This window comes from Amycolatopsis keratiniphila (assembly GCF_000400635.2).
GTDB lineage: Bacteria > Actinomycetota > Actinomycetes > Mycobacteriales > Pseudonocardiaceae > Amycolatopsis > Amycolatopsis keratiniphila.
The window spans coordinates 8,763,848-8,786,801 of sequence record NC_021252.1; the positions used below are offsets into that span (position 1 = coordinate 8,763,848).

The 22,954-nt window shown below is 68.0% G+C and carries 21 protein-coding genes; 13 read left to right on the forward strand and 8 right to left on the reverse strand.

Annotation, left to right across the window (positions count from 1 at the left end; genetic code table 11):
- Window positions 1-172: 172 nt before the first annotated feature.
- Genes AORI_RS80810 through AORI_RS80820 form a run of 3 tightly spaced genes read left to right on the forward strand, consistent with a single transcriptional unit; the run spans window position 173 to window position 3,623 of the window.
- On the forward strand, window positions 173-1,825 hold the full coding sequence (locus AORI_RS80810) for a circularly permuted type 2 ATP-grasp protein (protein WP_016338201.1): 1,653 nt from the start codon (window positions 173-175) through the stop codon (window positions 1,823-1,825).
- Window positions 1,826-1,836: 11 nt separating this feature from the next.
- Entirely contained in the window at window positions 1,837-2,784 is a 948-nt protein-coding gene (locus tag AORI_RS80815) for an alpha-E domain-containing protein (RefSeq protein ID WP_016338202.1), read from the forward strand.
- Entirely contained in the window at window positions 2,781-3,623 is an 843-nt protein-coding gene (locus AORI_RS80820) for a transglutaminase family protein (RefSeq protein WP_016338203.1), read from the forward strand. The genes AORI_RS80815 and AORI_RS80820 overlap by 4 nt, the downstream gene beginning before the upstream one ends.
- Here AORI_RS80820 and AORI_RS80825 read toward each other — a convergent pair.
- Window positions 3,620-4,624 carry a FecCD family ABC transporter permease gene (locus tag AORI_RS80825; protein WP_016338204.1) on the reverse strand — a complete coding sequence of 335 codons (1,005 nt, stop codon included), beginning with the start codon at window positions 4,622-4,624 and terminating at the stop codon, window positions 3,620-3,622. The two genes, AORI_RS80820 and AORI_RS80825, sit on opposite strands and share 4 nt — an antisense overlap.
- Window positions 4,621-5,586, reverse strand: a complete 966-nt coding sequence (locus AORI_RS80830) for a FecCD family ABC transporter permease (RefSeq protein WP_228688272.1) — start codon at window positions 5,584-5,586, stop codon at window positions 4,621-4,623. The genes AORI_RS80825 and AORI_RS80830 overlap by 4 nt, the downstream gene beginning before the upstream one ends.
- A gap of 132 nt (window positions 5,587-5,718) precedes the next feature.
- Here AORI_RS80830 and AORI_RS80835 point away from each other — a divergent pair, with 132 nt between their 5' ends.
- Window positions 5,719-6,717: an ABC transporter substrate-binding protein gene (locus tag AORI_RS80835; RefSeq protein ID WP_016338206.1), complete on the forward strand. Its 999-nt coding sequence runs from the start codon at window positions 5,719-5,721 to the stop codon at window positions 6,715-6,717.
- Between the two features lie 82 nt (window positions 6,718-6,799).
- Here the strand turns inward: AORI_RS80835 and AORI_RS80840 are convergent, their stop codons facing one another.
- On the reverse strand, window positions 6,800-7,657 hold the full coding sequence (locus AORI_RS80840; protein WP_016338207.1) for an alpha/beta fold hydrolase: 858 nt from the start codon (window positions 7,655-7,657) through the stop codon (window positions 6,800-6,802).
- An 84-nt stretch (window positions 7,658-7,741) separates the two neighbouring features.
- Window positions 7,742-9,154 (reverse strand): M20/M25/M40 family metallo-hydrolase, encoded by a 1,413-nt coding sequence (locus tag AORI_RS80845; protein ID WP_016338208.1) that lies wholly within the window; start codon window positions 9,152-9,154, stop codon window positions 7,742-7,744.
- 373 nt (window positions 9,155-9,527) lie between these two features.
- Here AORI_RS80845 and pdhA point away from each other — a divergent pair, with 373 nt between their 5' ends.
- The 8 genes from pdhA to AORI_RS80885 all read left to right on the forward strand — a co-directional run bounded on the left by pdhA (window position 9,528) and on the right by AORI_RS80885 (window position 18,613).
- Window positions 9,528-10,733, forward strand: coding sequence for a pyruvate dehydrogenase (acetyl-transferring) E1 component subunit alpha (gene pdhA / locus AORI_RS80850; RefSeq protein ID WP_016338209.1), 1,206 nt, complete (start codon window positions 9,528-9,530; stop codon window positions 10,731-10,733).
- Window position 10,734: 1 nt separating this feature from the next.
- Window positions 10,735-11,727 (forward strand): alpha-ketoacid dehydrogenase subunit beta, encoded by a 993-nt coding sequence (locus AORI_RS80855; RefSeq protein ID WP_016338210.1) that lies wholly within the window; start codon window positions 10,735-10,737, stop codon window positions 11,725-11,727.
- Between the two features lie 16 nt (window positions 11,728-11,743).
- Window positions 11,744-13,075: a dihydrolipoamide acetyltransferase family protein gene (locus AORI_RS80860; protein ID WP_016338211.1), complete on the forward strand. Its 1,332-nt coding sequence runs from the start codon at window positions 11,744-11,746 to the stop codon at window positions 13,073-13,075.
- A gap of 149 nt (window positions 13,076-13,224) precedes the next feature.
- Window positions 13,225-13,794 (forward strand): TetR/AcrR family transcriptional regulator, encoded by a 570-nt coding sequence (locus AORI_RS80865; protein WP_016338212.1) that lies wholly within the window; start codon window positions 13,225-13,227, stop codon window positions 13,792-13,794.
- A gap of 26 nt (window positions 13,795-13,820) precedes the next feature.
- Complete coding sequence (locus AORI_RS80870; protein WP_123799212.1) at window positions 13,821-15,764, forward strand: ABC transporter ATP-binding protein; 1,944 nt, start codon at window positions 13,821-13,823, stop codon at window positions 15,762-15,764.
- A gap of 2 nt (window positions 15,765-15,766) precedes the next feature.
- Entirely contained in the window at window positions 15,767-16,267 is a 501-nt protein-coding gene (locus AORI_RS80875) for a P-loop NTPase family protein (RefSeq protein ID WP_016338214.1), read from the forward strand.
- A 44-nt stretch (window positions 16,268-16,311) separates the two neighbouring features.
- The gene (locus tag AORI_RS80880) at window positions 16,312-16,794 is read left to right on the forward strand and encodes an FxsA family protein (protein WP_016338215.1); all 483 of its coding nucleotides are present in this window, start codon (window positions 16,312-16,314) and stop codon (window positions 16,792-16,794) included.
- Window positions 16,795-16,870: 76 nt separating this feature from the next.
- Window positions 16,871-18,613 carry an ATP-binding protein gene (locus AORI_RS80885; protein WP_016338216.1) on the forward strand — a complete coding sequence of 581 codons (1,743 nt, stop codon included), beginning with the start codon at window positions 16,871-16,873 and terminating at the stop codon, window positions 18,611-18,613.
- On the opposite strand, the gene AORI_RS80890 is transcribed toward AORI_RS80885, so the two are convergent.
- Window positions 18,610-19,200, reverse strand: a complete 591-nt coding sequence (locus tag AORI_RS80890) for an SCP2 sterol-binding domain-containing protein (RefSeq protein ID WP_016338217.1) — start codon at window positions 19,198-19,200, stop codon at window positions 18,610-18,612. The genes AORI_RS80885 and AORI_RS80890 overlap by 4 nt on opposite strands.
- 86 nt (window positions 19,201-19,286) lie before the next feature.
- A complete protein-coding gene (locus AORI_RS80895) occupies window positions 19,287-19,922 on the reverse strand; it encodes an SCP2 sterol-binding domain-containing protein (RefSeq protein ID WP_016338218.1) in 636 nt (211 codons plus the stop codon).
- Window positions 19,923-20,050: 128 nt separating this feature from the next.
- Between AORI_RS80895 and AORI_RS80900 the strand changes: the two genes are divergently transcribed.
- Complete coding sequence (locus AORI_RS80900) at window positions 20,051-20,716, forward strand: TetR/AcrR family transcriptional regulator (protein ID WP_016338219.1); 666 nt, start codon at window positions 20,051-20,053, stop codon at window positions 20,714-20,716.
- On the opposite strand, the gene AORI_RS80905 is transcribed toward AORI_RS80900, so the two are convergent.
- A complete protein-coding gene (locus tag AORI_RS80905) occupies window positions 20,699-21,544 on the reverse strand; it encodes a MaoC family dehydratase (RefSeq protein ID WP_043848470.1) in 846 nt (281 codons plus the stop codon). The two genes, AORI_RS80900 and AORI_RS80905, sit on opposite strands and share 18 nt — an antisense overlap.
- A 2-nt stretch (window positions 21,545-21,546) precedes the next feature.
- Entirely contained in the window at window positions 21,547-22,881 is a 1,335-nt protein-coding gene (locus AORI_RS80910; RefSeq protein WP_016338221.1) for a 3-oxoacyl-ACP reductase, read from the reverse strand.
- Between the last annotated feature and the right edge of the window lie 73 nt (window positions 22,882-22,954).

Below are 22,954 nucleotides of genomic sequence, written 5' to 3' on the forward strand. Positions count from 1 at the left end.
CAGGTAAATGCGCGAGTTAACGAGTTCTACACATGGCGAAAACGCCGAACAGAATCCAACCTTCCCCAGTCAGGTTTGAATACGTGCGGCGAGGCTAGCATCAGGCTGATCATTCCAACAAGCCAACCCGGGTATCTCGCGCCGGACGGGGTCCATGGGTCACGATGACCCCATGAACAACAACTCGGCGCCCCGGCTCCCACCTGCGGGCCGCCGCCCCCGGACGACGACGTCGGCCCGGCGCGCGGCGAAACCCGGGGCGCAGTTCGACGGCTATCTCTCGCCGTCCCGGCCGCACGCGGGCGCGTACGACGAGATGTTCACCGCCGACGGCACGGTCCGCCAGCCGTACCGCGCGCTGTACGAATCGATCTCCGCGCTGACGTCGGCGGACCTCTCGTCCCGGTCGGCGGCGATCGACCGGGCAATGGTGGACCAGGGCATCACGTTCTCGCTGTCCGGCCAGGAACGCCCGTTCCCGCTCGACCTGGTGCCACGTGTGATCACCACCGCCGAGTGGAGCAAACTCGAACGCGGTGTGGCGCAACGGGTCCGCGCGCTCGAAGCCTTTCTCGCCGACGTGTACGGCGACCGCCAGATCCTGCGTGACGGCGTTCTTCCGCGACGGCTGATCACCTCGTGCGAGCACTTCCAGCGCGAGGCGTTCGGGATCAACCCGCCCAACGGCGTCCGCATCCATGTGTCCGGTGTGGACCTGGTGCGCGACGAGGAGGGCACCTTCCGGGTGCTGGAGGACAATCTCCGCAACCCGTCCGGCGTGTCGTACGTGATGGAGAACCGCCGCACGATGGCGCGCGTGTTCCCGGACCTGTTCGCCCAGCACCGGGTGCGCCCGGTCGGCGATTACGCTTCGCATCTCTTGCGTGCGCTCCGGGCGGCGGCCGCGGCGAACGTCGCCGACCCGATGGTCGTCGTGCTCACCCCCGGCGTGCACAACTCAGCGTATTTCGAGCATTCGCTGCTGGCCCGGCTGATGGGGGTCGAGCTGGTCGAAGGCCGCGACATGTTCTGCCGGGACAACGTCGTGTACCTGCGCACCACCGAGGGTGAGCAGCAGGTCGACGTCATCTACCGGCGGATCGACGACGAGTTCCTCGATCCGGTGCACTACCGGCCGGATTCCGTGCTCGGCGTGGCCGGGATCCTCAACGCGGCGCGCGCGGGCAACGTGGTGATCGCGAACGCGGTGGGCAACGGCGTCGGTGACGACAAGCTCGTCTACACCTACGTGCCCGAGATGGTGAAGTACTACCTCAACGAGAAGCCGCTGCTGCCCAACGTGGACACCTTCCGGTGCTGGCTGCCGGACGAGTTCGACCACGTCATGCAGCATATGGACGAGCTGGTGATCAAGCCGGTCGAAGGTTCGGGCGGATACGGCATCGTGTTCGGCCCGGAGGCGACGCAGGCCGAGCTGACCGCGCTGAAGCGCAAGGTCCGCGCGAACAAACGCGGCTGGATCGCCCAGCCGGTGGTCCAGCTGTCCACCGTTCCGTCCAAAGTGGATGACAGACTGGCGCCTCGGCACGTCGATCTGCGGCCGTTCGCGGTCAACGACGGCAAGGAGATCTTCGTCCTGCCCGGCGGGCTGACGCGGGTCGCGCTCCCGGAGGGCAGCCTGGTCGTCAACTCGTCGCAGGGCGGCGGCTCCAAGGACACCTGGGTGCTGGCGCCGCGATCTTCGACGGCGGAGCGCGAGCTGGAGCGGCCCGCGCTCGGCGCACTGTCCCAAGTGGACGGTCTGGTCGCCGAACAGGGTCCGGAGCTGACCACCACCCAGCAACAGCAGCAGCAACAGGCATAAGGGAGGTTGATGTGCTCGCCCGCAACGCGGAATCGCTGTACTGGATCGGCCGATACGTCGAACGCGCCGATGACACCTCCCGGATCCTCAACGTCTCCGTGCATCAGCTGCTCGAAGACGCGAGCGTCGACCCGGACCACGCGAGCCGCCAGCTGCTCGCCGTCCTCGGCATCAGCCCGGAGGGCATGGACACCCTCGACGTGTGGAAGCTGACCGAGCTGGTCGCCTACGCCAAGGACAATCCGGCGTCGATCGTCGGCTCGATCAACTCCGCCCGCGAGAACACGCGCGGCGCCCGCGAGGTCGTCTCGACAGAGCTGTGGGAATGCCTGAACGCGACGTGGAACGCGGTGCCGGACAGGCAGCGGTACGCGCGCCGCGCCGGGCCGCACGCGTTCCTCTCCTTCGTGGAGGAGCGCGCGGCGATGTTCGCCGGGCTCGCCGATTCGACGATGAGCCGCGACGACGGCTGGCTGTTCATGGTGCTCGGCCGCTCGGTCGAACGCGCGGACATGGTGGTGCGGCTGCTGCTGTCGCGAGTGCAGGACAGCGCGTCTTCACCCGGCTGGATCACCGTGCTCCGTTCGGCGGGCGCGCAGGACACGTACCTGCGGACCTATCGCGGCGCGCTCGACGCCGCCCGGGTCGTGCAGTTCCTGTTGCGGGACACGCTCTTCCCGCGTTCGGTGTTCCACGCGCTGCGGCAGGCAGAGGAATGCCTGGAGCGGCTCGACCCCGGCGTCAACTCGCGTGCCAACGAGAAGTCCGAGGCGCTGCGGCAGCTCGGCCGCGCGCGCAGCGAGCTGGAGTTCCTGCGGCCGTCGGATCTGCTGGAGGATCTGCCGAAACGGCTCGGCGCCCTGCAGACCTCGATCAAGGACATCGGCGACGCGGTTTCGGTGCAGTACTTCCATTCGTCGCCTTGGGTGGCCTGGAGCGGTGCGGAGGTTTCGCTGTGACCTGGCAGCTTCGGGTGGCCCACCGGACCGGGTACCGGTACGCGACGCCGGCCACGCAGTCGTACAACGAAGCGCGGCTGACCCCGCGCTCCGACCGGCGGCAGACCACGGTCGTGAACCGGGTCGAGACGACGCCCGCGACCCGTGCTTACCGGTACACGGATTACTGGGGCACCGTCGTGACGTCGTTCGACCTTCACGCGCCGCACACCGAGTTCACCGTGCTCGCGACGTCGGTGGTCGAGACCGCCGACGAAGGCGAGCCGGTCCGTTCGGCGACGTGGAAGGACCTGCGCAGTGACACTGTGATCGACCATCGCACCGAGTACCTGACGCCGACGCCGTACACGCCCCGCGATCCGGAGCTGACGAAGGTCGCGCGCGAACTGCGCAAGGGGCTCGACCCGGCGGAGGCCGTGCTCGCGGTGTGCGAATGGGTCAACCAGCAGCTCAAGTACCAACCGGGGACCACCGGCGTGCACAGCACGGCGACCGACGCGTGGCGTGCGCGCGAAGGGGTTTGCCAGGACTTCGCGCATGTCACGCTGGTGATGTTGCGCGCGATCGGCGTCCCCGCGCGCTACGTCTCCGGGTACCTGCACACGAAACCGGAGGCGAAGCTCGGCGAGACGGTCGAAGGCGAAAGCCACGCCTGGGTCGACGTCTGGACCGGCGGCTGGTGGGCGTACGACCCGACGAACGCGATCCCGGTCGGGCCGCGGCACGTCTGGGTCGCGTACGGCCGGGACTACGCCGACGTGCCGCCGCTCAAGGGCATCTTCACCGGGGGCGGCCAGTCCACTTTGGACGTCTCGGTGCAGCTGACCCGGCTGACCTAGGCCCTGCGCCGGAGCAACAGCCAGAGCAGGTACGCGCCGCCGAGGGCCGCCGCCACGACACCCGCGGGCAGCAGCGACGACTCCAGCAGACGCTGGCCGAGGTAGTCCGCCGTGACGACCAGCGTCGCCCCGACGAAGACCGAGGCGAGCAGGTTCGGCCCCGGCAGGCGCGTCATCCGGCGCGCGAGCTGGGGCGCGGCGAGCGCGATGAACGGCAGCGGTCCGGTCGCGGCGGTGGCGGCGGCGACCAGCGCGACCGCGACCAGCACCAAGGTCAGCCGCACACGGTGGACGTCGACGCCGATACCGGTGGCGGTGTCGTCGCCCATCTCCAGCATGCGCAGCGCGCGGCCGTTGGCGAACACGACCGGGGCGAGCACCGCCACCGCGACGGCCAGGGGCACGACGAAGCTCCAGTCACGACCGGAAAGGTCGCCGACCAGCCAGCCGACGGCCTGCGATGCGGCTTCGAGGTTCGCCTTCACCAGCAGATACGAGTTCACCCCGACCAGTACCGCGCTGATCGCGATCCCGAGCAGCACCAGCCGCGAGCTCAGCAGGCCGTGCGGCGCGCACAACGCCATCACGACCAGCGCGGTCAGCAGCCCACCCACCAGCGCGCCGACCGAGACGAGCCCCGGGCCGGAGCCGAAGAGCAGCAGGGCCACGATGCCGCCGGTCGCCGAACCGGTGGTGAAGCCGATGATGTCCGGGCTGCCGAGCGGATTCCGGGTGATCGTCTGGAAGACCGCCCCGGCCAGCGCCAGCGCGGCCCCGACGAGGATCGCGACCAGCACGCGCGGAAGCCGGCCCATGACGACCAGGTACTGCGCCTTCGTCCCTTGACCGGACAAGGTGGCGAGTACCTCGCCGGGACTCATCTCGTAGTCGCCGGTGCCGACGGAAAGCACGACGAGCGTCAGCGTCACCAGGGCCAGCGCGGCGACGACGAGTACCGATCGTCTGTCCAAACCGGACTCACGACGGACGGGCGCGGTCATCGGCGCACCGCCTTCAGACGCCGGGCCACGATCACGAACGCGATCCCGCCGACGACGTCGGTCATCACGCCGACCTGGATCTCGCCCGGCGAGCCGAGCAGGCGGCCGAGGACGTCGCAGCCGAGCAGCAGCACCGGCCCGAGCAACGCCGAAATCAGCATCACCCACCGCTCGTCCTGGCCGATCAGCGTCCGGACGACGTGCGGGATCATCAGGCCGACGAAGGCGATCGGCCCGCAGGCCGCGGTCGCCGACGCCGAAAGCAGGCCGACGGCGACCATCCCGGCGACGCGGACGAGCGCCGGATTCGCGCCGAGGCCGCGGGCCGTGTCCTCGCCCAGCGCCAGCGCGTTCAGCGCGCGGGCCAGCACGATCGCGATCACGACACCCGCGACGAAGAACGGCAGCAAGACCGACAGCTGATCCAGGTTCCGGTTCACCAGCGAACCGACCAGCCAGAACCGCATGGCCTGCAGGTTGTGCGTGTTGACCAGCTGCATGCCCTGGTTGATCCCGACGAACACCGCCTGGATGGCGACACCGGCCAGCACCAGCCTCAGCGGGCTCGTCGCACCGCGTGTCCCGCCGATCACCGAGACCAGCGCGGTGCCCGCGAGCGCCCCGGCGAAGGCGAACCAGACGTACTCGCCCGGCGAAGTCACCGAGAACAGCGTCGAGCCGAGCACGATCGCGACGGCGGCGCCGTGGTTGATGCCGAGCAGGCCGGGTTCCGCGACCGGGTTCCGGGTGATCGCCTGCATGAGCGAGCCCGCCAGCGCGAGCGCCATCCCGACCAGGACACCGAGCACCGTGCGGGGCAGGCGGTCGTCGCGGACGACGACGTCGTTGTAGCTCCCGTCGTAGGCGAAGAGGGCGTGCAGGACTTCGCCGAGCGAGAGGAGGTTCGAGCCGAAGCCGATCGACAGGAGGATGACCGCGACGAGCGCTGCCAGGGACCCCATGAGGACCAGCGTTCGCACGGAAACGCTGGTCCTCATGGTTGTGCCGCGCTCCGTGACCTGGACCATGGCGTCCACGATAAGGGAAGGCTAGCCTAACGACGAAATCCGGTCACCTGGCGAAAGAAGATCTCCATGCACCTCTCCCGACGCGGCTTTCTCGCCGGCACGGCGGCGCTCGGCGCCACCGGCCTCCTGACCGCCTGCGGCTATCAGGAAGAGACGCCCACCCAGGGAGCGGGCGCGGCCTGGTCCTTCACCGACGACCGCGGCCGCAAGCTCGAAGGCGAGCGGCCGACGCGGATCGTCGCGCAGGTGACCGCGGCGGCGGCGCTGTGGGACCTCGGCGTGAAGTCGGTCGGGATCTTCGGCCCGTCGAAGTTCGCCGACGGCAAACCGGACCCGCAGGCGGGCGGCGTCGACCTGAACGCGGTGACCTCGCTCGGGAACGTGTGGAACGAGTTCAACTTCGACAAGTTCGTCTCGTTGAATCCACAGCTGCTGGTCAGCGTGATGTACCTCAAGGACCAGATGTGGTACGTCCCGGACACGCAGACGGAGAAGATCGACAAGGCCGCGCCGAGTGTCGGCGTCCGGCTGCAGGACATCTCGATGCCCGAAGGGATCGCGAAGTTCATCGCGCTCGCGAAGGCGCTCGGCGCCGACACCGAGACTCCGGCGATCAAGGCCGCGAAGGAGGAGTACGAGAAGGCCGACGCCGCGCTCGCCGAAGCGGCGAAGAAGGCCGCCGGGCTGAAAATCCTCCTCGTGTCCGCGCAGAAGGACGCCGTCTACGTCTCGAACGCGCCGAAGTTCGCGACCTCGAAGCACTACCAGAGCAAGGGGCTGAACTTCGTCACGCCGGAGGCGCCGGACGAGAGCCAGGGTGGCTACTACCAGCAGATCAGCTGGGAGAACATCGGCAAGTACCCGGCCGACGTGATCATGTACGACAACCGCGGCGGTTCGCTGTCGCTCGGCCCGGACGGGCTCGGCGGCGTGCCGACCTGGGCCCAGCTGCCCGCGGTGAAGGCCGGGAAGCTGATCCCGTGGAACAACGAAACCCCGTTCTCGTACCAGCGTTTCACGCCGCAGCTGACGGAACTGACCGCGGCGCTGAACAAGTTCGCCTAGGCCAGGGCGGCGGTGCGGCGTGGGTCCGGTCGGTCGTGAGTGGCGATTCGGGTTCTAACCCGAATCGCCACTCACGACCCGCTCAGCCCAGGAACTCCCGCAGCGCCACCGCGAGGTCGGCCGGGTTGTCCTCGGCGACGTGGTGCCCGGACTCGATGGCGAAGCCGCGGACGTCGTCGGCCCATTCGCGCCACACCGCGATCGGGTCGCCGTAGAGCTCGGCCATGTCGTCGCGGCTGGACCACAGCATGAGGACGGGACAGGCGAGCTTCCGCCCGGCCGCCTTGTCGGCGTCGTCGGCTTCGCGGTCGGGCCCGAGGCCGGCGCGGTAGTCCTCGAGCATCGCGTGGACCGTCTCGGGATCATGGATCGCGCGCAGGAAGTCGGCGTGGTTCTCGGCGCCCATGGCTTCGGGATCACCGCCGTACCAGGCGTCCGGGTCGGCGTTGATCACCCGCTCGGCGGGTTTCGCGAGCTGGCCGAAGAAGAACCAATGCCACCATTTCCGCGCGAAGTCCGCGTCGGCCCGCGCGAGCGCCTCACCGATCGGGACGCCGTCGAGGATGACCAGCTTGGTGACCGCTTCGGGATGGTCCATGGCCAGCCGGTGCGCCACATAACTGCCTCGATCGTGGCCGGCGACGGCGAACCGCTCGTGGCCGAGATGCCGCATGAGCGCGACGATATGTCTGGCCATGGCGCGTTTCGAGTGCGCCGAGTGGTCTTCGGTGGTCTCGGGTTTCGAGGACTGGCCGTAGCCGGGGAGATCCGGGCAGACGACGGTGAACGCGTCCGCGAGCCGCGGGGCGACGTCGTACCAGGTGGTGTGGGTTCGGGGATGTCCGTGCAGGAGGACGAGGGGTGGCCCCGATCCGCCGTGGCGAACCCTGAGGGTCACTTCGCCGGTGTCGACGTTTTCGAGCTCGAACCCCTCGAACATGATCCTCCCGCGCGTGCGATGAAAGGTCCTTTCCTGGCAAATTTTGCTAGGAAAGGACCTTTCATTGCAGCGTGAGCCGGAAGATCAGCTCCGCGCGTGCGCGTCCAGGATGTGCGCGACCGCCTCGGTGACCCGCTGCGCGAAGTCGATGTTCAGCCACTCGTCCGGCACGTGGATGTTCGAGTCCGGTCCACAGGCGCCGGTGACCACGAACTGCGCGTCCGGGTACTTCTCGCCGAGCAGCCCCATGAACGGGATCGACCCGCCCATGCCGAAACTCTTGTGCGGCTCGCCGAAGACCTCGCCGCTGACGTGGTGCAGCACCTCGTCGAGCCACGGCGCGGTGTCCGGAGCGTTCCAGCCGTTCTCGGCCTGGAAGTCGCCGAGCTCCACCGAAGCGTCGTACGGCACGTCGGTGGTGAGCACGCGGCGGACCGCCTCCATCGCGGCCTGCGCGTCGGCGGTCGGCGGCAGGCGGAAGCTCAGGGTGAGCGTGGTGCTGTCGCGCAGCACGTTGCCCGCGTCGGCCGGGAGCGGGAAGCCCTCCGCGCCGATCACCGACAGCGTCGGCCGCCACGAGTTGTTGAGCAGCAGTTCCAGATCGTCGTCGGAGACCGTCCGGCCGATCACCGGGAAGAGCGTCTTCGCCGCGCCGGGCGCGATCTCGACGACACCGCGAGCGTCCTCGACGCGGTTCTCCGGGATGTCGACGCTGAGCTCGGCGAGCTTGATCTCGCCGGTTTCGGCGTTCTCGATCCGGTCGAGCAGGACACGCAGGACGCGGAACGAGCTCGCCACGATGCCGCTGGCCATGCCGGAGTGCTGCGCCGACTCGAGCACCTTCACGGTGACGTTGACGTGCAGCATGCCGCGCAGGCTGGTGGTCAGCCACAGGCGCTTGTAGTCGGTTCCGCCGGCGTCGAGGCAGACGACCAGCGAGACCGCGCCGAGCTTCTCCTTCAGGTGCTCGACGTAGGCGGGCAGATCCGGGCTGCCGGATTCCTCACCGGTCTCCAGCAGCACGACCGCGCGGGAGTGCTCGCCACCGGCGGCGCGCACGGCCTCGATCGCCGTCGTCGCCGCGTAGCCGGAGTAGCCGTCGTCGACCGCGCCGCGGCCGTACAGCCTGCCGTCGCGGATCACCGGCGTCCACGGGTCGAGGCCCTCGGACCAGCCGCCGACCGGGGGCTGCTTGTCGAGGTGCCCGTACATCAGCACGGTGCCCTTGTCGGCGGCTTCGGACGTCGCCGGGATGTCGACGACCAGCAGCGGGCTGCGGCCTTCGAGCTCCACGACCTCGAGCGTCGCGCCGGGGATCTCCCGCGCGGCGATCCAGGAGCGGACGTGCTCGACGGCGGCGGCGAGATGGCCCGTCTTCGCCCACTCGGCGTCGAACGCCGGCGACAAGGCGGGGATCGCCACCAGGCCGGACAGGCTGGGAAGGACGTCGTTCGTCCAGTTCGAAACCACGGTTTCGCGTACGGATTTCTGCTCCACGTCCGCCATCCTGCCACGGGTGCCGGGGAGTGGGATGGATCACAGTGGCGGGCACGGATCGTCATCGCACGCACCGGACAGGACACCCGTCCGGGTGCGTCGTCCGCTGGTCGGCCCGCGGGTGAATTCCCTACTTTCGGCGGCCCCACACTCGGGCTTCCTAGCATTTTCCCTGATCAGGCACCCTTTCTCAGCAACAAATCAGCATCCGAGACTGACCAAAACGGCATCCGGCATGCCAGGATGTCCGCACGAACCGTCAACGCCGACGGTGACCCAGCGCTTCAGATCCGACGCGCTGGTCCCCGCCGGCGCAGTCACTGTGGCCGCCACAAGTGGCCGCCAGAGGCGCCGACATCAAGGAGAGCAGCGCATGCCGTCCGAACACTGGACGCACCCGGAGCCTGGAGATGGTCCCGCCGCCGTAGCGGCGCAGCCTTCCCCCGAACAGGTGATCGCCGGTTTGCGAGCAACGAGCGAAGGTGGCGCTGAGCTGACTCAGCTGCTCACCCCCGAAGGCGAACGGGTCGCCTCGCCGCAATTCGACCGCTACGTCGACGACATCGACGCCGAGGCCCTCAAGGGCCTGTACCGCGACATGGTGCTGGTCCGCCGCGCGGACCGCGAGGCCAACGCGATGCAGCGCCAGGGCCAGCTCGGCATCTGGGTGCCGCTGCTCGGGCAGGAGGCCGCGCAGATCGGCTCCGGCCGCGCGCTGCGGAAGGGGGACATGGCGTTCCCCAGCTACCGCGAGCACGGTGTCGCGTACACCCGAGGCGTCGACCTCAAAGAGGTGCTCGGCATCTTCCGCTGCACCGACCACAGCGGCTGGGACTACAAGGCCCACGGCTTCCACCCGTACACCATCGTGATCGGCAACCAGGTGCTCAACGCCGCCGGTTACGCGATGGGCCAGAAGTTCGAAGGCAAGGTCGGCGACGACGACAGCGAAGCGACCATCTGTTACTTCGGTGACGGGGCGACTTCGCAGGGCGACGTGCACGAAGGCTTCGTCTGGGCCGCCGTCTACGACGCGCCGCTCGTGTTCTTCTGCCAGAACAACCAGTGGGCGATCTCGGAGCCCACCGAGCGCCAGTCGCGCCTGCCGCTGTACCAGCGCGCCCGCGGCTACGGCTTCCCCGGCATCCGCGTGGACGGCAACGACGTCCTCGCCTGCCTCGCGGTCTCCCGCTGGGCTCTGGAGGAGTGCCGACACGGCAACGGCCCGGTGCTGATCGAGGCGTTCACCTATCGGATGGACGCGCACACCACCACCGACGACCCCACCCGCTACCGGCTCTCCGACGAGCTGGAGGAGTGGAAGCTGAAGGACCCGATCGAGCGCGTCCGGGCGTACCTCGCCCGCGGTGGCGGCGCCGACCAGGCGTTCTTCGACCAGGTGCAGGCCGATTCGGACGCGTTCGCGGCCGAGCTGCGCGATTACTGCTTCAACATGCCGGAACCGCCACCGGACCGGATCTTCTCCAACGTGTACGCGGAGTCCACGCCGCTGCTGGACAAGCAGCGCGAAGAGTTCCTGTCCTACATGGACGGTTTCGTCGGGGCGGGTGAGCACTGAAATGGCCGACCTCCAGAAACTCACCATCGGCAAGGCCCTCAACCTCGGCCTCCGTCGCGCCATGGAAGAGGACCCGAAGGTCCTGATCATGGGTGAAGACGTCGGCAAGCTCGGCGGCGTCTTCCGCATCACCGACGGCCTGCAGAAGGACTTCGGCGAGCAGCGCGTGCTGGACACGCCGCTCGCGGAGTCGGGCATTATCGGCACCGCGGTCGGCCTCGCCGTCCGCGGTTTCCGCCCGGTGTGCGAAATCCAGTTCGAAGGCTTCATCTTCCCGGGCTTCGACCAGATCTCCAGCCAGGTCGCGAAGCTGCATTACCGGACGCAGGGCAAGATCAAGATGCCCATCGTGATCCGGGTGCCGTTCGGTGGCGGCATCGGCGCGGTCGAGCACCACTCGGAGTCGCCGGAGTCGCTGTTCGCGCACATCCCCGGCCTGAAGGTCGTTTCGGTTTCGAACGCCGTCGACGCCTACTGGGGCATCCAGCAGGCGATCAAATCCGACGACCCGATCCTGTTCTTCGAGCCGAAGAAGCTGTACCACTCGGGCGCGATGAAGTCCGAGGTCGACACCGAAGCCACGCCGGACGAGCTGTTCAAGTCCCGCGTGGTCCGCGAGGGCACCACGGCCACCGTCGTCGCATACGGCCCGTCGGTGAAGGTCGCGCTCGACGCGGCGACCGCCGCCGAGGACGAGGGCAAGTCGCTGGAGGTCATCGACCTGCGGACGCTGTCCCCGCTCGACCTGGAGCCGGTGTTCGAGTCGGTGCGCAAGACCGGACGGCTCATCGCGCTGAGCGAGGCGCCGTCGGAATCGTCGCTGACCTCGGAGATCGCCGCGCGCGTGCAGCAGGAATGCTTCTACTCGCTGGAAGCCCCCGTGCTGCGGGTGACCGGATTCGACACGCCGTACCCGCCCGCCAAGCTCGAGGAGCACTACCTCCCCGACCTGGACCGGGTGCTGCACACCGTCGACCGTTCGCTCGCCTGGTAAGGGGGAAATCGCTGAAATGCCCGAGTACAAACAATTCCCCCTGGCCGACACGGCGGAGGGGCTGACCGAGGCCGACATCATCGCCTGGCAGGTCAAGCCGGGTGACACCGTGACGGTGAACCAGATCGTCGTCGAGGTCGAGACCGCGAAGGCCGCCGTCGAACTGCCCATCCCGTGGGCGGGCGTGATCACCGAACTGCTCGTCGAGCCGGGCCAGACGGTGGAGGTCGGCGCGCCGATCCTCACCATCGACGTCGACCCCGGCGGCAAGGCGGCCCCGGCACCCGCGGCCGCGCCCGCGGCGGAAGAGCCGGCGGAAGAGGAGATGAAGCCGCTGGTCGGCTACGGCTCCAAGGCCGTCGTCACGCAGCGCCGGGCGCGGAAGGGCGCGGCTCCCGCCCCTGCCCCTGCTCCCGCTCCGGTGGCCGTGGCGCCCGAGCCCGCTTCGGCTTCGAAGCCGAAGGGCGGGTACGTGCCGCTGGCGAAGCCGCCGGTGCGCAAGCTCGCCAAGGACCTCGGCGTCGATCTGCACGCGCTCACCGGCACCGCCGACGGCGGCGTCATCACCCGTGACGACGTGCAGGCGGCCGCCAACGGTTCGGCCGCTGTGTCCACTGTGTCCGATTCGGACAGCGGCTACGACCCCGCGACCCGGGAACGCCGTGTCCCGATCAAGGGCGTCCGCAAGGCCACCGCCGCCGCGATGGTGCAGAGCGCCTACACCGCCCCGCATGTCACGGAGTTCCTGACCATCGACGTCACGCCGATGATGGAATTCCGGGAGAAGCTGAAGAAGTCGCGCGAGTTCGCCGGGGTCAAGGTCACCCCGCTGACCTTCGCGGCGAAGGCCGTCTGCCTGGCGGCCAAGCGCACTCCGGACGTCAACGCGGTGTGGGACGAGGCGGCGCAGGAGATCGTCTACAAGGACTACGTGCACCTCGGGATCGCCGCGGCCACCCCGCGCGGGCTCGTCGTGCCCAAGGTCCGTGACGCGGATTCGATGTCCCTCAAGGAACTCGCGATCGCGCTCACCGAGCTGACCGACGTCGCCCGCGAGGGCAAGACCACTCCGGCGGCCATGCTCGGCGGCACGATCACCATCACCAACGTCGGCGTCTTCGGGGTCGACACCGGTACGCCGATCATCAACCCCGGCGAGTCCGCGATCCTGTGCCTCGGCGCGATCAAGGACACCCCGTGGGTGGTCGACGGCGAGATCAAGGTGCGCAAGGTGCTCCAGCTTTCGCTGAGCTTCGACCACCGCGTGGTCGACGGGCAGCAGGGCTCGGAGTTCCTGGCCGACGTCGGCGCTCTGCTGGCCGACCCGGCGGTCGCGATCACCTACTGACCCAAAAGTCCGTGAAGGCCTCCTTCCCTACTCTCAAGGTAGGGAAGGAGGCCTTCACGGACTTCGGCCTTATTCAATTGACGGAGTGAGTGCTCACTCCGCACACTGGAGGCATGACAGAAACCACCACCCGGCGGAGAGCGCCGGGGATGAGTGCCGACGAGCGGCGCCGGATGATCGTCCAGTCCGTGCTGCCTTTGCTGGTGGAACACGGCACCGGCGTCACGTCGAGCCAGATCGCGCGCGCCGCGGGCATCGGCGAAGGCACCGTCTTCCGCGTGTTCAAGGACAAGGACGAACTGTTCGCCACCTGCTTCGCCGAAGCGCTGAAGCCCGACCAGGTCCTCGACGCGATCGCGGTCATCGACCTCGACCAGACCCTCGACGACAGGCTCATCGAGGCGGCCGACGCGCTCAGCGCGCACCTCCAGCGCATGGGCGCGCTCATGGCGGTCATGCACGGCTCCGGCAGGCGGCTGGAGCATCGCCACGACGATCGCCACGACCGGCGCAAGGAGTCGATGAGCGCCATGCGCGACGCCATGGCCGAGCTGTTCGAACCGGAGAAGGACCGGCTCCGCCTGCCCCCGTCGCAGTCCGCGGCGCTCTTCCTGTCGCTGCTGTTCAGCGGCCGGGTCCGGTTCAGCGAGACCGGTGACGAGCCGACCACGATGGAGCTCGTCGACGTGTTCCTCAACGGCGCCTTGGCGGCCGCGTGATCGGCCCGCCCGGTGGGGGAGGCGGCCTGGAACTGTTCATGGCGCGTGGCGGCAGGCGCCGTCGTCCGCCGTCGACGGTGCCCGACAGCGGGCTGACCGGCCCGGTCGACATCCCGGAGCCCGAACCCGAAGCCGTTCCGAAAGACCTCAAGTCCCGGCTCAACCGCATGTGGGTCAACGTCACGGGTACGGTCCGTGGCTTGCCGAAGGTCGCGAAGCTGACCTGGCAGGCGAGCCCGGTCCTGACCATCGTGATCACCCTGGTGACGCTGCTTTCCGGTCTCCTCCCGACGGCGACCGCGTACATCGCGAAGCTGCTGATCGACTCGGTGGTCGCGGCGATCCAGGGGCACGGGACGAAGAGCGCGATCGTCGGTGTCGCCCTCTTCCAGTTCGGCATCCTCGTGCTCACCGCGGTTTCGCAGGCGCTGACCACCTATGGCCAGTCGCTGCTGCAGGAACGGATGACGCTGACCATCCGCCATCAGGTGATGGATCACGCGAGCGCGCTGCATCTCTCGTATTTCGAGGGTTCCGCGTCCTACGACATGTTGCGTCAGGCCTCGCAGGAGGCGCCGACCCGGCCGCTGTCGATGATGAACTCGGCGTTGGGCCTGATCCGGACGGTGATCACGTTCGGCAGCATGATCGCCCTGCTGGTCTCGATCAGCCCGCTGCTGGCGCTCGTCGCGCTGGTGGCGCCGATCCCCGCGTTCATCTCGCAGTCGAAGTACGGCGCCCGCGCGTTCTGGCTGACCTTGATGATGTCGCCGCTGAAACGGCGGATGGACTACCTGAACTCCTTGGTCACCACGGACACGTATGCCAAGGAGACCAAGCTCTTCGGCCTCGGTCCGTACTTCGTCGACCGCTTCCAGCGGCTCGGGCAGGTCTTCTACGACCGTCAGCGGACACTGACCCGCAAGCGCAGCGTCAGCTCGACATCGTGGGGTCTGCTCAGCACCGCGGCCGGATCCGCGATCGCGCTGTACATCGCGCTGGAGGCCGTCGGCGGCAGGCTCACCCTCGGCGACCTCGCGCTGTACACGGCGGCCGCGGCGTCGGTGCAGACGTCCGTGCAGGGTCTGTTCACCGCGTTTTCCGGGATGTACGAGAACAATCTCTATCTCGACACGCTGTATCGCTTCCTCGGGACGAAACCGGAGATCGTCGCGCCTTCGGAGCCGCGGCCGCTTCCGTCCACTGTGGAGGGACACATCCGGTTCGAGGAAGTGTCCTTCACCTATCCGGGAGCGGCTGATCCCGCCCTCGACGGCGTGAGCTTCGAGATCCGGCCGGGTGAAACCGTCGCCGTCGTCGGCCGCAACGGGGCCGGGAAATCGACGCTGTTCAAACTGCTGTGCCGGCTGTACGACCCGACGGGCGGGCGGATCCTGCTCGACGACGTCGACATCCGCGAGTACGACCCGGTGGAATTGCGGCGGCAGATCAGTGCGATGTTCCAGGATTACGTGACCTACCAGGGCACCGCCGCCGAGAACATCGGGCTCGGCGACCTGACGCACCTCGTCGACCGGGAACGGATCGAGACGTCGGCGAAACGCGCCGGTGCCGACGAGCGGATCGAGCGCCTGCCCAGCGGCTACGACACGCCGCTCGGCCGCTGGTTCGACCAGGGTGTCAGCCTCTCCGGTGGCGAATGGCAGAAGATCGCGCTGGCCAGGGCATTCCTGCGAGAAGCGCCGATCCTGATCCTCGACGAACCGACCTCCGCGCTGGACGCCCAGGCCGAGCACGACCTCTTCTCGCGGCTGCGGGAGCTTTCGGAGGGACGCACGACGCTGTACATCTCGCACCGGTTCTCCACCGTGCGGCAGGCGGAGCGGATCCTGTTGCTGGAGCACGGAAAGGTCGCCGAATACGGGACACACGACGAGCTGATGGCGGCGGAGGCCGGCTACGCCGAACTGTTCACGTTGCAAGCCGCCGCGTACCTCGACGAGGCCTGACCGTGCGGCGGATCATGGTCGTCGGTTGCAGCGGCGCCGGGAAGTCGACGTTCTCGCGACGGCTCGGCGCCGCGCTCGGCCTGCCGGTCACCCACCTCGACGGGCTCTACTGGCGGCCGGGGTGGACACCGGCGCCGGACGCCGAGTTCCACGCCGCGCAACAGGAGGTCATCGCGTCCGACGCCTGGGTGATCGACGGCAACTATGGGGCGTCGATGCATCTCCGCCTCCCGAGAGCGGACACGATCGTCTTCCTCGACTACCCGCGCCGCGTCTGCCTACGCCGAGTGCTCGTGCGGTGCCTGCGCGATCTCGGCCAGGACAAGCAGGCACCCGGCTGCCCCGAAAGGCTGGATCCGGAGTTCTATTCCTACGTCTGGCGCTGGCCCAAGCACTACCGGGAGCGGACGGTGCGAAGGCTGGCGGAGCAAGGGGCGCACGCGCGGCGGATCGTGCTGACCAGGCCACGTGAGGCGGAGGAGTTCCTTCGCCGGATCGGCTGACCGGGGGTTGGGAGCAAAACGGGCAACCCGTACGTTGTCCAGGTATGGCTGTCGCGTTCCTGCTCTATGTCGTCGCCGAGATCGCCGCCGTGTGGGCGGTGGGCTCGGCCGTTGGCGTCCTCGGCACGATCGCGCTGCTCTTCGCCGGCGCGTTCGTCGGCTCCTGGCTCGCGCGCCGTGAAGGCGGCCGCGCCTTCCGTGCGTTCGCCGAGTCCGCGCGGCTCGGCCGTCCGGCCGACGCGGAGAAGGAACTCACCGACGGGATGCTGATCGGGCTCGGCGGCCTGCTGATCCTGCTGCCCGGTTTCGTCAGCGACGTCATCGGCCTGCTGTTCATCCTGCCGCCGACGCGGAGTGTCGCGCGCAAGGTGTGGCAGAAGCGGATGCAGCGCCGGGCGGTCAAGTTCGCGAACCGCGCTCGCGGGCCGGTGATGGTCGTGGACAGCGAGGTCGTCACGGACACGCCGCCCGCGGAGGCCACCAAGAAGCAGCCGCCGGTGATCGAGGGCCGCATCGTCGAGGGCTAGACGCCGCTCGACTTCGCCACTAGCTTCGCCACTACACTGCTAGTGGCGAAGCTAGTGGCGAAGCTAGGACGGCGACATGCTCCACGAAGAACTCATCGAGATCATCGCGAATCTCCGCGTACTAGGCGGTGATCATGCGTTCGTGGAGGCAAAACGCGCAGAGACGAAGCTGCCCAAGAGCGTCCGCGAGACACTCTCCGCCTTCGCCAACACCAACGGCGGCGTACTGATCCTCGGCCTCGACGAAACCCAGGGGTTCGAAGCGACCGGCGTCCGAGATGCGGCGAAGCTGGAGGCCGATCTGGCCGCGATGTGTTCGGAGAACCTGGAGCCCCCTCTCCGACCGCTGATCGGGACGCACCGCTTCGAAGACGCTGATCTGGTGGTGGCCGAGATCGCCGAACTGCCCGCCGGCAGCAAACCCGCGTACAACCGCGGCACCGGCATGACACAGGGCAGCTTCATCAGGGTCGCCGATGGAGACAGGAAACTGAGTCCCTACGAGGTCCAGTTGATGCTGGCGAACCGTGGTCAACCCCGAGACGACGAGCAGCCCGTCCCCGGCACCACGGTCGCGAACCTCGACGGAGCCCTGACCAGTACCTTTCTGAGCCGCCTCCGCCGTCACCGCGGCAGGGCCTTCGCGAACCTCGACGACACCTCGGCGCTGCGTCGCGCGAAGATCCTCGTCGGAGACGAGCTGTCCTTGGCCGGGCTCCTCTCGTTGGGCGAATATCCGCAGGAGTTCTTCCCTCAGCTCATGCTGACCTTCGTCCACTACCCGACCAAGTCGGGACCAGACCCTCGAAGTGGCACGAGGTTCATCGACAACATCGCGGCAGAAGGACCGATCCCGGCGATCGTCGACGAAGCCCTTGTCGCTCTTCGCCGCAACATGAAGCGTCGATCCACGATTCGTGGCGCGGGGCGAGCCGAGACTTGGGAGTATCCCGAAACGGCTCTACGCGAGGCAGTGGTGAACGCCTTGGTCCATCGCGACTACTCCGGCCCGTCGCAGGGAACTCAAGTGCAGGTCGAGATGTATCCCGACCGCCTCGTCATTCGCAATCCCGGAGGCCTCTACGGGTCGGTTCGCGAGGAAAATCTCGGCGTGGAAGGCACCTCCTCGGCTCGCAACGCGACCTTGCTGAAGGTCCTGGAAGACACGCCACTGCCCGGCTCGGACCGTCCGATCTGCGAAAATCGCGGCTCCGGAATTCCGGCGATGCTGGCCGCCATGCGAGACGCCAAGCTCAGTCCACCGCGGTTCGCCGATGACATCTCCACGTTCTCGGCCACGTTCCCCAATCACACACTGATGGGAGACGGCGCCGTCCAGTGGATCGCGTCACTTCACGAACATGGACTGACCGACAGTCAATGCCATGGTCTCGCGATGTTGTTCCACGGCGAAACACTCAACAATCAGGCTTACCGCAACGCGAACGACCTGGACTCCCGTGTCGCTACCGAAGAACTCGGCGACCTGGTCGCCCGCGGCCTGCTCGTCCCTGCCGGCGGGCGGCGGTACGCGCACTACACGCTCGCCGACGACGTTGTTCCAGCGTCCGTCGACGGCCCGGTCCGGGAACAACGCCGTGCCGATCGCCGTGAGGAGATTCTTTCGGCGCTGGACGAAAAGGAAGCGAGCCGTGCCGATTTGGTCGCGGAGACAGGGCTTCCTGACCGGACAGTGTCCCGGTGGATCGGCGTTCTTCTTCGCCAAGGCCTGATCGAGGCGACAGAGAAGAATCTGCGCAGTCCGAACGTCCGCTACCGCCGGACACGGCAGCGGACTCTCGACGAAACAAGTGGCTAGGCGCCGCTCGGCTTCGGGATGTCGAAGTACCCGCTGAACCGCACGGCAGGCGCGTACTCGCCCTTCACCTTGACCTTGCCCGTCACGAACATCGCCGCCACCGCCGCGTTGCCGGTCGCCATCCGGATGAAGTCGTCGACGGAAAGGGTGATGGTGGTGTCCGGAGTGCGCGCGAGATCCGTGCTCGAAACGCAGACGCCGTCCTCGATGACCGTTTGAAAACGATCGAAACCGTCTTCTCCGTCACCATCGGTGAAACGCCATGCGACGACGAAGTCGACATGTCGCGCGCGTTCGGGAACGAAATGATCCGACATTCTGCGGAAAATCTCGTCGAGGAACGCCGAACGCAGTTCCGGGTGATCGGCGATCGCCTTGAGCTGCTCCCGTGACGCCCGTTGCACGACGTCGACCAGCACCTCGGTCTCCAGTGAGCTCAGCTCAATGCCCGCACCGGTTTCGCCCAGCATGTGCAGGGTTTCCAGCACCTGCGTGAACTGCTCGGGGCTCAGTTTGGCGAGCTCGAGCTTCTCCGCGAACGCGTTGATGACGTGCTCGCCACCGGTGCGCGTCTTGTGCAGCCGCAACGGACGGGAAAGGCGTACCTTGTCCCGCCAGCGCCGGTTCGGGGAATTTCGGGGCACGGCACGGAAGTGTATCTGCTCGGCCGGGTTCAGGACGGCTTCGGCAGGTCGAAGAAACCGATCAGGCCCGCCGCGAATGCCAGGTCACCTTTTACTTTGATCTTTCCGGTGACGAATAGCACAGCGGGTGTCGCCTGATGGGTGATGAGCCGGAAGAAATCGACGGGCGCGATCGTGATCGTCACCCTCGGCTTCTCCTTCATGTCGCGGCTGACGGTGCACTCGCCGTGCGAGATCACCGTTTCGTAGCGGTCGTAACCGCCGTCGCCGGTGCCGCCGGAAAGCCGCCAGTGGACGACGGCGTGCAGCGTCTTCGCGCGGTCCTGCCGGATGTGGGCGCCCATGCGGTCGAAGATCTCGCGCAGCACGCGCTCCCGGAGCGGCCGTTCGGCGACGACGCTCTCGAGTTGCGTGCGCGAGGCGCGGGCGACGAGGTTCGCGAACCGGACCGGGTCGACCTTGCGGAGGTCGAAAGCGGGCGCGGACTCCGCCAGGCGTCCCAGCGCGGTGAGCAGCCGCCGGACGTCGTCCTTGCCGAGGTCCTTCGGGTCGATGGCGCCCGCGACCTCGTTGACGTCGAGAGAGTGCGCTTCGGCCGAATCCGGCTCGATCCGTTCCAGCGCGTCGACCAGCGCGCGGCCGGTCAGCCCCACGATCTCGGTCATCTTCCCTCCAGTTCCACCTACCAAGGCGTAAGGCTACCCGCCAGTAGGTAGGCGGGCAAGCGTGCCGAAATCACCCACGACGGTGGTAGCCCGGTAGCGTCTTACGCGAACTAATGGGAGGTCTTGAGTTGTCCGAGGAAGTGCCGCGTCCCGCCGAACGCGCCAAAAGGCTGCCGAGAGCGGTGCGGGAACGCCAGATCCTGGACGCAGCGGTCTCGGTGTTCTCGCGCTACGGCTATCACTCCGCGTCGATGGACGAGATCTCCGAGGTCGCCGGCGTGTCCAAGCCGATGATCTACACCTACCTCGGCTCCAAGGAAGACCTCTTCGGCGCGTGCATCCGCCGCGAAGCCACCCGCCTGCTGGAGGCGGTGCAGGACGGGATCAAACCCGATCTGCCGCCCGACATGCAGCTTTGGCACGGCCTGCGCGCGTTCTACCGCTTCGTCGCCGACTACCGCGAGTCCTGGACGGTGCTGCACCGCCAGGCCATGACCGTCGGCGGCACCTTCGCCGCGGAGATCACCGACATGCGCACCCGCGCGATCGAACTGGTCGCCGCGCTGGTCGTCTCCGCCGGCACCCGCAAGGGCCTCGGCGAGCAGGCCGAGTTCTCCGGCGCCGGGCTGTCCGCCGCGCTGGTCGGGGCGGCCGAGTCGCTGGCCGACTGGGCGCTCGACCACCCCGATGTCTCCGACGGCGTACTCGCCTCGTGGCTGATGAACCTGGTCTGGCTCGGGTTCAACGACCTGGTCGAGGGCGAGATCTGGAAGCCGTCAGAGAGCGACGACTGAGCCCTCCAGGTGCGGCTTCGGCTTGCGCGCGTTCCACAGCTCGAATGCCCAGCCGCCACCTTCACTCCACGTGGTGAAAGCGGCCTTGGCGGGCAGCAGGACCGGCTGCTTGAACTTGACGTCGACGGTGAACGCCTCCGGCAGCCTGCCTTCGAACGCCGCGAGCGCGTGCGCCTTCGTCCACATGCCGTGCGCGATCGCGGACGGGAAGCCGAACGCCTTCGCGGTGATCGGGTGCAGGTGGATCGGGTTGCGGTCGCCGGAGACCTCGGCGTAGCGGCGGCCGATGTCGCCGGGCACGTGCCAGATCGCAGTGGGCGAGGGCTGCGAGAGCTGACCGCGTGAGGCCTTCTCGCCACTGCCGCCACCGCGGCGCAGGTACGTGCTGACGTCCGTCCACACAGGACTGTCGTTGACGAGCAGTTCGCTGATCACGTCGAACTGCTTGCCCTTCTCGTGCGGGCGCAGATCCTCGGCGCGCACGCGCAGGGTGAACGACTCGTCGAGCCGCAGCTGCCGGTGCTGGGTGATCCGGTTCGCGACGTGCACCATGCCCAGCAACGGGAACGGGAAGTCGTCCTCGGTCATCAGCGCCATCTGCAGCGGGAAGGCGAGGATGTGCGGATACGTCGCCGGGAGCACGTCGTCGAGCCGGAATCCGCACACCTGGTTGTACGCGGCGAGATGGGCCGGGTCGACGACGACGCCCTCGCGGACGAATTCGGTCGACGGCAGCGTGTTCCCGCCGCTTTTGCGCAGCGAGCCGAGCAACGCCTTGGGGTACAACGAAGACAGGCTCGGCGACTCGTGGAGTTCCTTGACCGCCATGTTCACGCCCCCAGCAGTGCCTGGCCGCAGACGCGGACCACGTTGCCGTTGACCGCGGCCGAAGCCGGGTTCGCGTACCAGGCGATCGTCTCGGCGACGTCGACCGGAAGCCCGCCCTGGCCGAGGCTGGACAGCCGCCGCCCGGCTTCGCGGATGAACAGCGGCACGGCGGCGGTCATCTTGGTCTCGATGAAGCCGGGCGCGACGGCGTTGATCGTGCCGCCGTATTCGGCGAGCTTCGGCGCGCCGACGTTCACCATGCCGATGACGCCCGCCTTGCTGGTGGCGTAGTTGGTCTGGCCGACGTTGCCCGCGATGCCGGCGATCGAGGAGACGCCGATGATGCGGCCGTTCTCGCGCAGCACCTTGTCCGTGAGCAGCTTCTCGTTCACCGCGAGCTGCGAGGCGAGGTTGACCGCGATCACCGAGTCCCAGCCGCCTTCGGTCATGTTGCCCAGCGTCTTGTCGCGCGTGATGCCCGCGTTGTGCACGACGATGTCGACGCCGCCGTGGCGGGTGACGAGGTACTCGGCGAGCTTCTCGGGCGCGTCGGCGGCGGTGATGTCCATCTGCAGCGCCGAGCCGCCGACCTTGTTGGCCACCTTCGACAGGTCCGCGCCCTGTGCGGGGATGTCGAGCGCGACGACGTGGGCGCCGTCGCGGCCGAGCACTTCGGCGATGGCGGCGCCGATACCGCGGGAGGCACCGGTGACCAGGGCGACCTTGCCTTCGAGGGGCTTCGTCCAGTCGGCGGGTGCGGAGGCGGTCTTGGTCTCGGTGCCGACGCGGATGACCTGGGCGTCGACGAAGGCGGACTTCGACGAGAGCAGGAACCGGAGCGTGGACTCAGTAGCCTCTTCGGCTCCTTCGGCGACGTACACGAGCTGAGCGGTCGCGCCGCGCTTCAGCTCCTTACCGACGGAACGGACGAAGCCTTCGAGCGCGCGCTGGGCGATCCGCTCGTTGCCTTCGGCCAGCTCCGGCGGCGTCCCGAGAACGACGACGCGGCCCGACGGACCGACGCTCCGGATCACCGGGTGGAAGAAGTTGTAGACCTCGCGGAGCTGCTTCGGGTCCTTCACACCTGTCGCGTCGAAGACGAGCGCGGCGTGCCTGTCCGTCGCGGCCGAGATGACCTCGATACCCGCGCGGTGCAGCTGCGCCTCGATCACCTTTTCGAGACGACCGCCCGGCGCGGCGCCCAGAAGTGCGGGACCCTCGAGAGCGGGCTGGCCGGGCTTGTATCGGCGGAGCGTCGCGGGGTTCGGCAGGCCGAGCTTCGGCACCACGAACTTCCCCACCGGGGATTTCGTGAACTGCTGGTACCTGTCAGCCATTACGTGCCTCCCGTGCAGTTTGCGTCACGTCGCAGTCTAACCTACTCGCTAGTAGGTTACAGTGTGAGAGAGC

What these genes read in the sequence shown, in the direction of transcription:
- AORI_RS80810 (WP_016338201.1), top strand. Translation starts at nt 173, where the DNA reads ATGAACAACAACTCGGCGCCCCGGCTCCCACCTGCGGGCCGCCGCCCC.
- AORI_RS80825 (WP_016338204.1), bottom strand. Translation starts at nt 4,624, where the DNA reads ATGACCGCGCCCGTCCGTCGTGAGTCCGGTTTGGACAGACGATCGGTA.
- AORI_RS80830 (WP_228688272.1), bottom strand. Translation starts at nt 5,586, where the DNA reads ATGGGGTCCCTGGCAGCGCTCGTCGCGGTCATCCTCCTGTCGATCGGC.
- AORI_RS80835 (WP_016338206.1), top strand. Translation starts at nt 5,719, where the DNA reads ATGCACCTCTCCCGACGCGGCTTTCTCGCCGGCACGGCGGCGCTCGGC.
- AORI_RS80840 (WP_016338207.1), bottom strand. Translation starts at nt 7,657, where the DNA reads ATGTTCGAGGGGTTCGAGCTCGAAAACGTCGACACCGGCGAAGTGACC.
- pdhA (WP_016338209.1), top strand. Translation starts at nt 9,528, where the DNA reads ATGCCGTCCGAACACTGGACGCACCCGGAGCCTGGAGATGGTCCCGCC.
- AORI_RS80855 (WP_016338210.1), top strand. Translation starts at nt 10,735, where the DNA reads ATGGCCGACCTCCAGAAACTCACCATCGGCAAGGCCCTCAACCTCGGC.
- AORI_RS80860 (WP_016338211.1), top strand. Translation starts at nt 11,744, where the DNA reads ATGCCCGAGTACAAACAATTCCCCCTGGCCGACACGGCGGAGGGGCTG.
- AORI_RS80865 (WP_016338212.1), top strand. Translation starts at nt 13,225, where the DNA reads ATGAGTGCCGACGAGCGGCGCCGGATGATCGTCCAGTCCGTGCTGCCT.
- AORI_RS80880 (WP_016338215.1), top strand. Translation starts at nt 16,312, where the DNA reads ATGGCTGTCGCGTTCCTGCTCTATGTCGTCGCCGAGATCGCCGCCGTG.
- AORI_RS80885 (WP_016338216.1), top strand. Translation starts at nt 16,871, where the DNA reads ATGCTCCACGAAGAACTCATCGAGATCATCGCGAATCTCCGCGTACTA.
- AORI_RS80895 (WP_016338218.1), bottom strand. Translation starts at nt 19,922, where the DNA reads ATGACCGAGATCGTGGGGCTGACCGGCCGCGCGCTGGTCGACGCGCTG.
- AORI_RS80905 (WP_043848470.1), bottom strand. Translation starts at nt 21,544, where the DNA reads ATGGCGGTCAAGGAACTCCACGAGTCGCCGAGCCTGTCTTCGTTGTAC.
- AORI_RS80910 (WP_016338221.1), bottom strand. Translation starts at nt 22,881, where the DNA reads ATGGCTGACAGGTACCAGCAGTTCACGAAATCCCCGGTGGGGAAGTTC.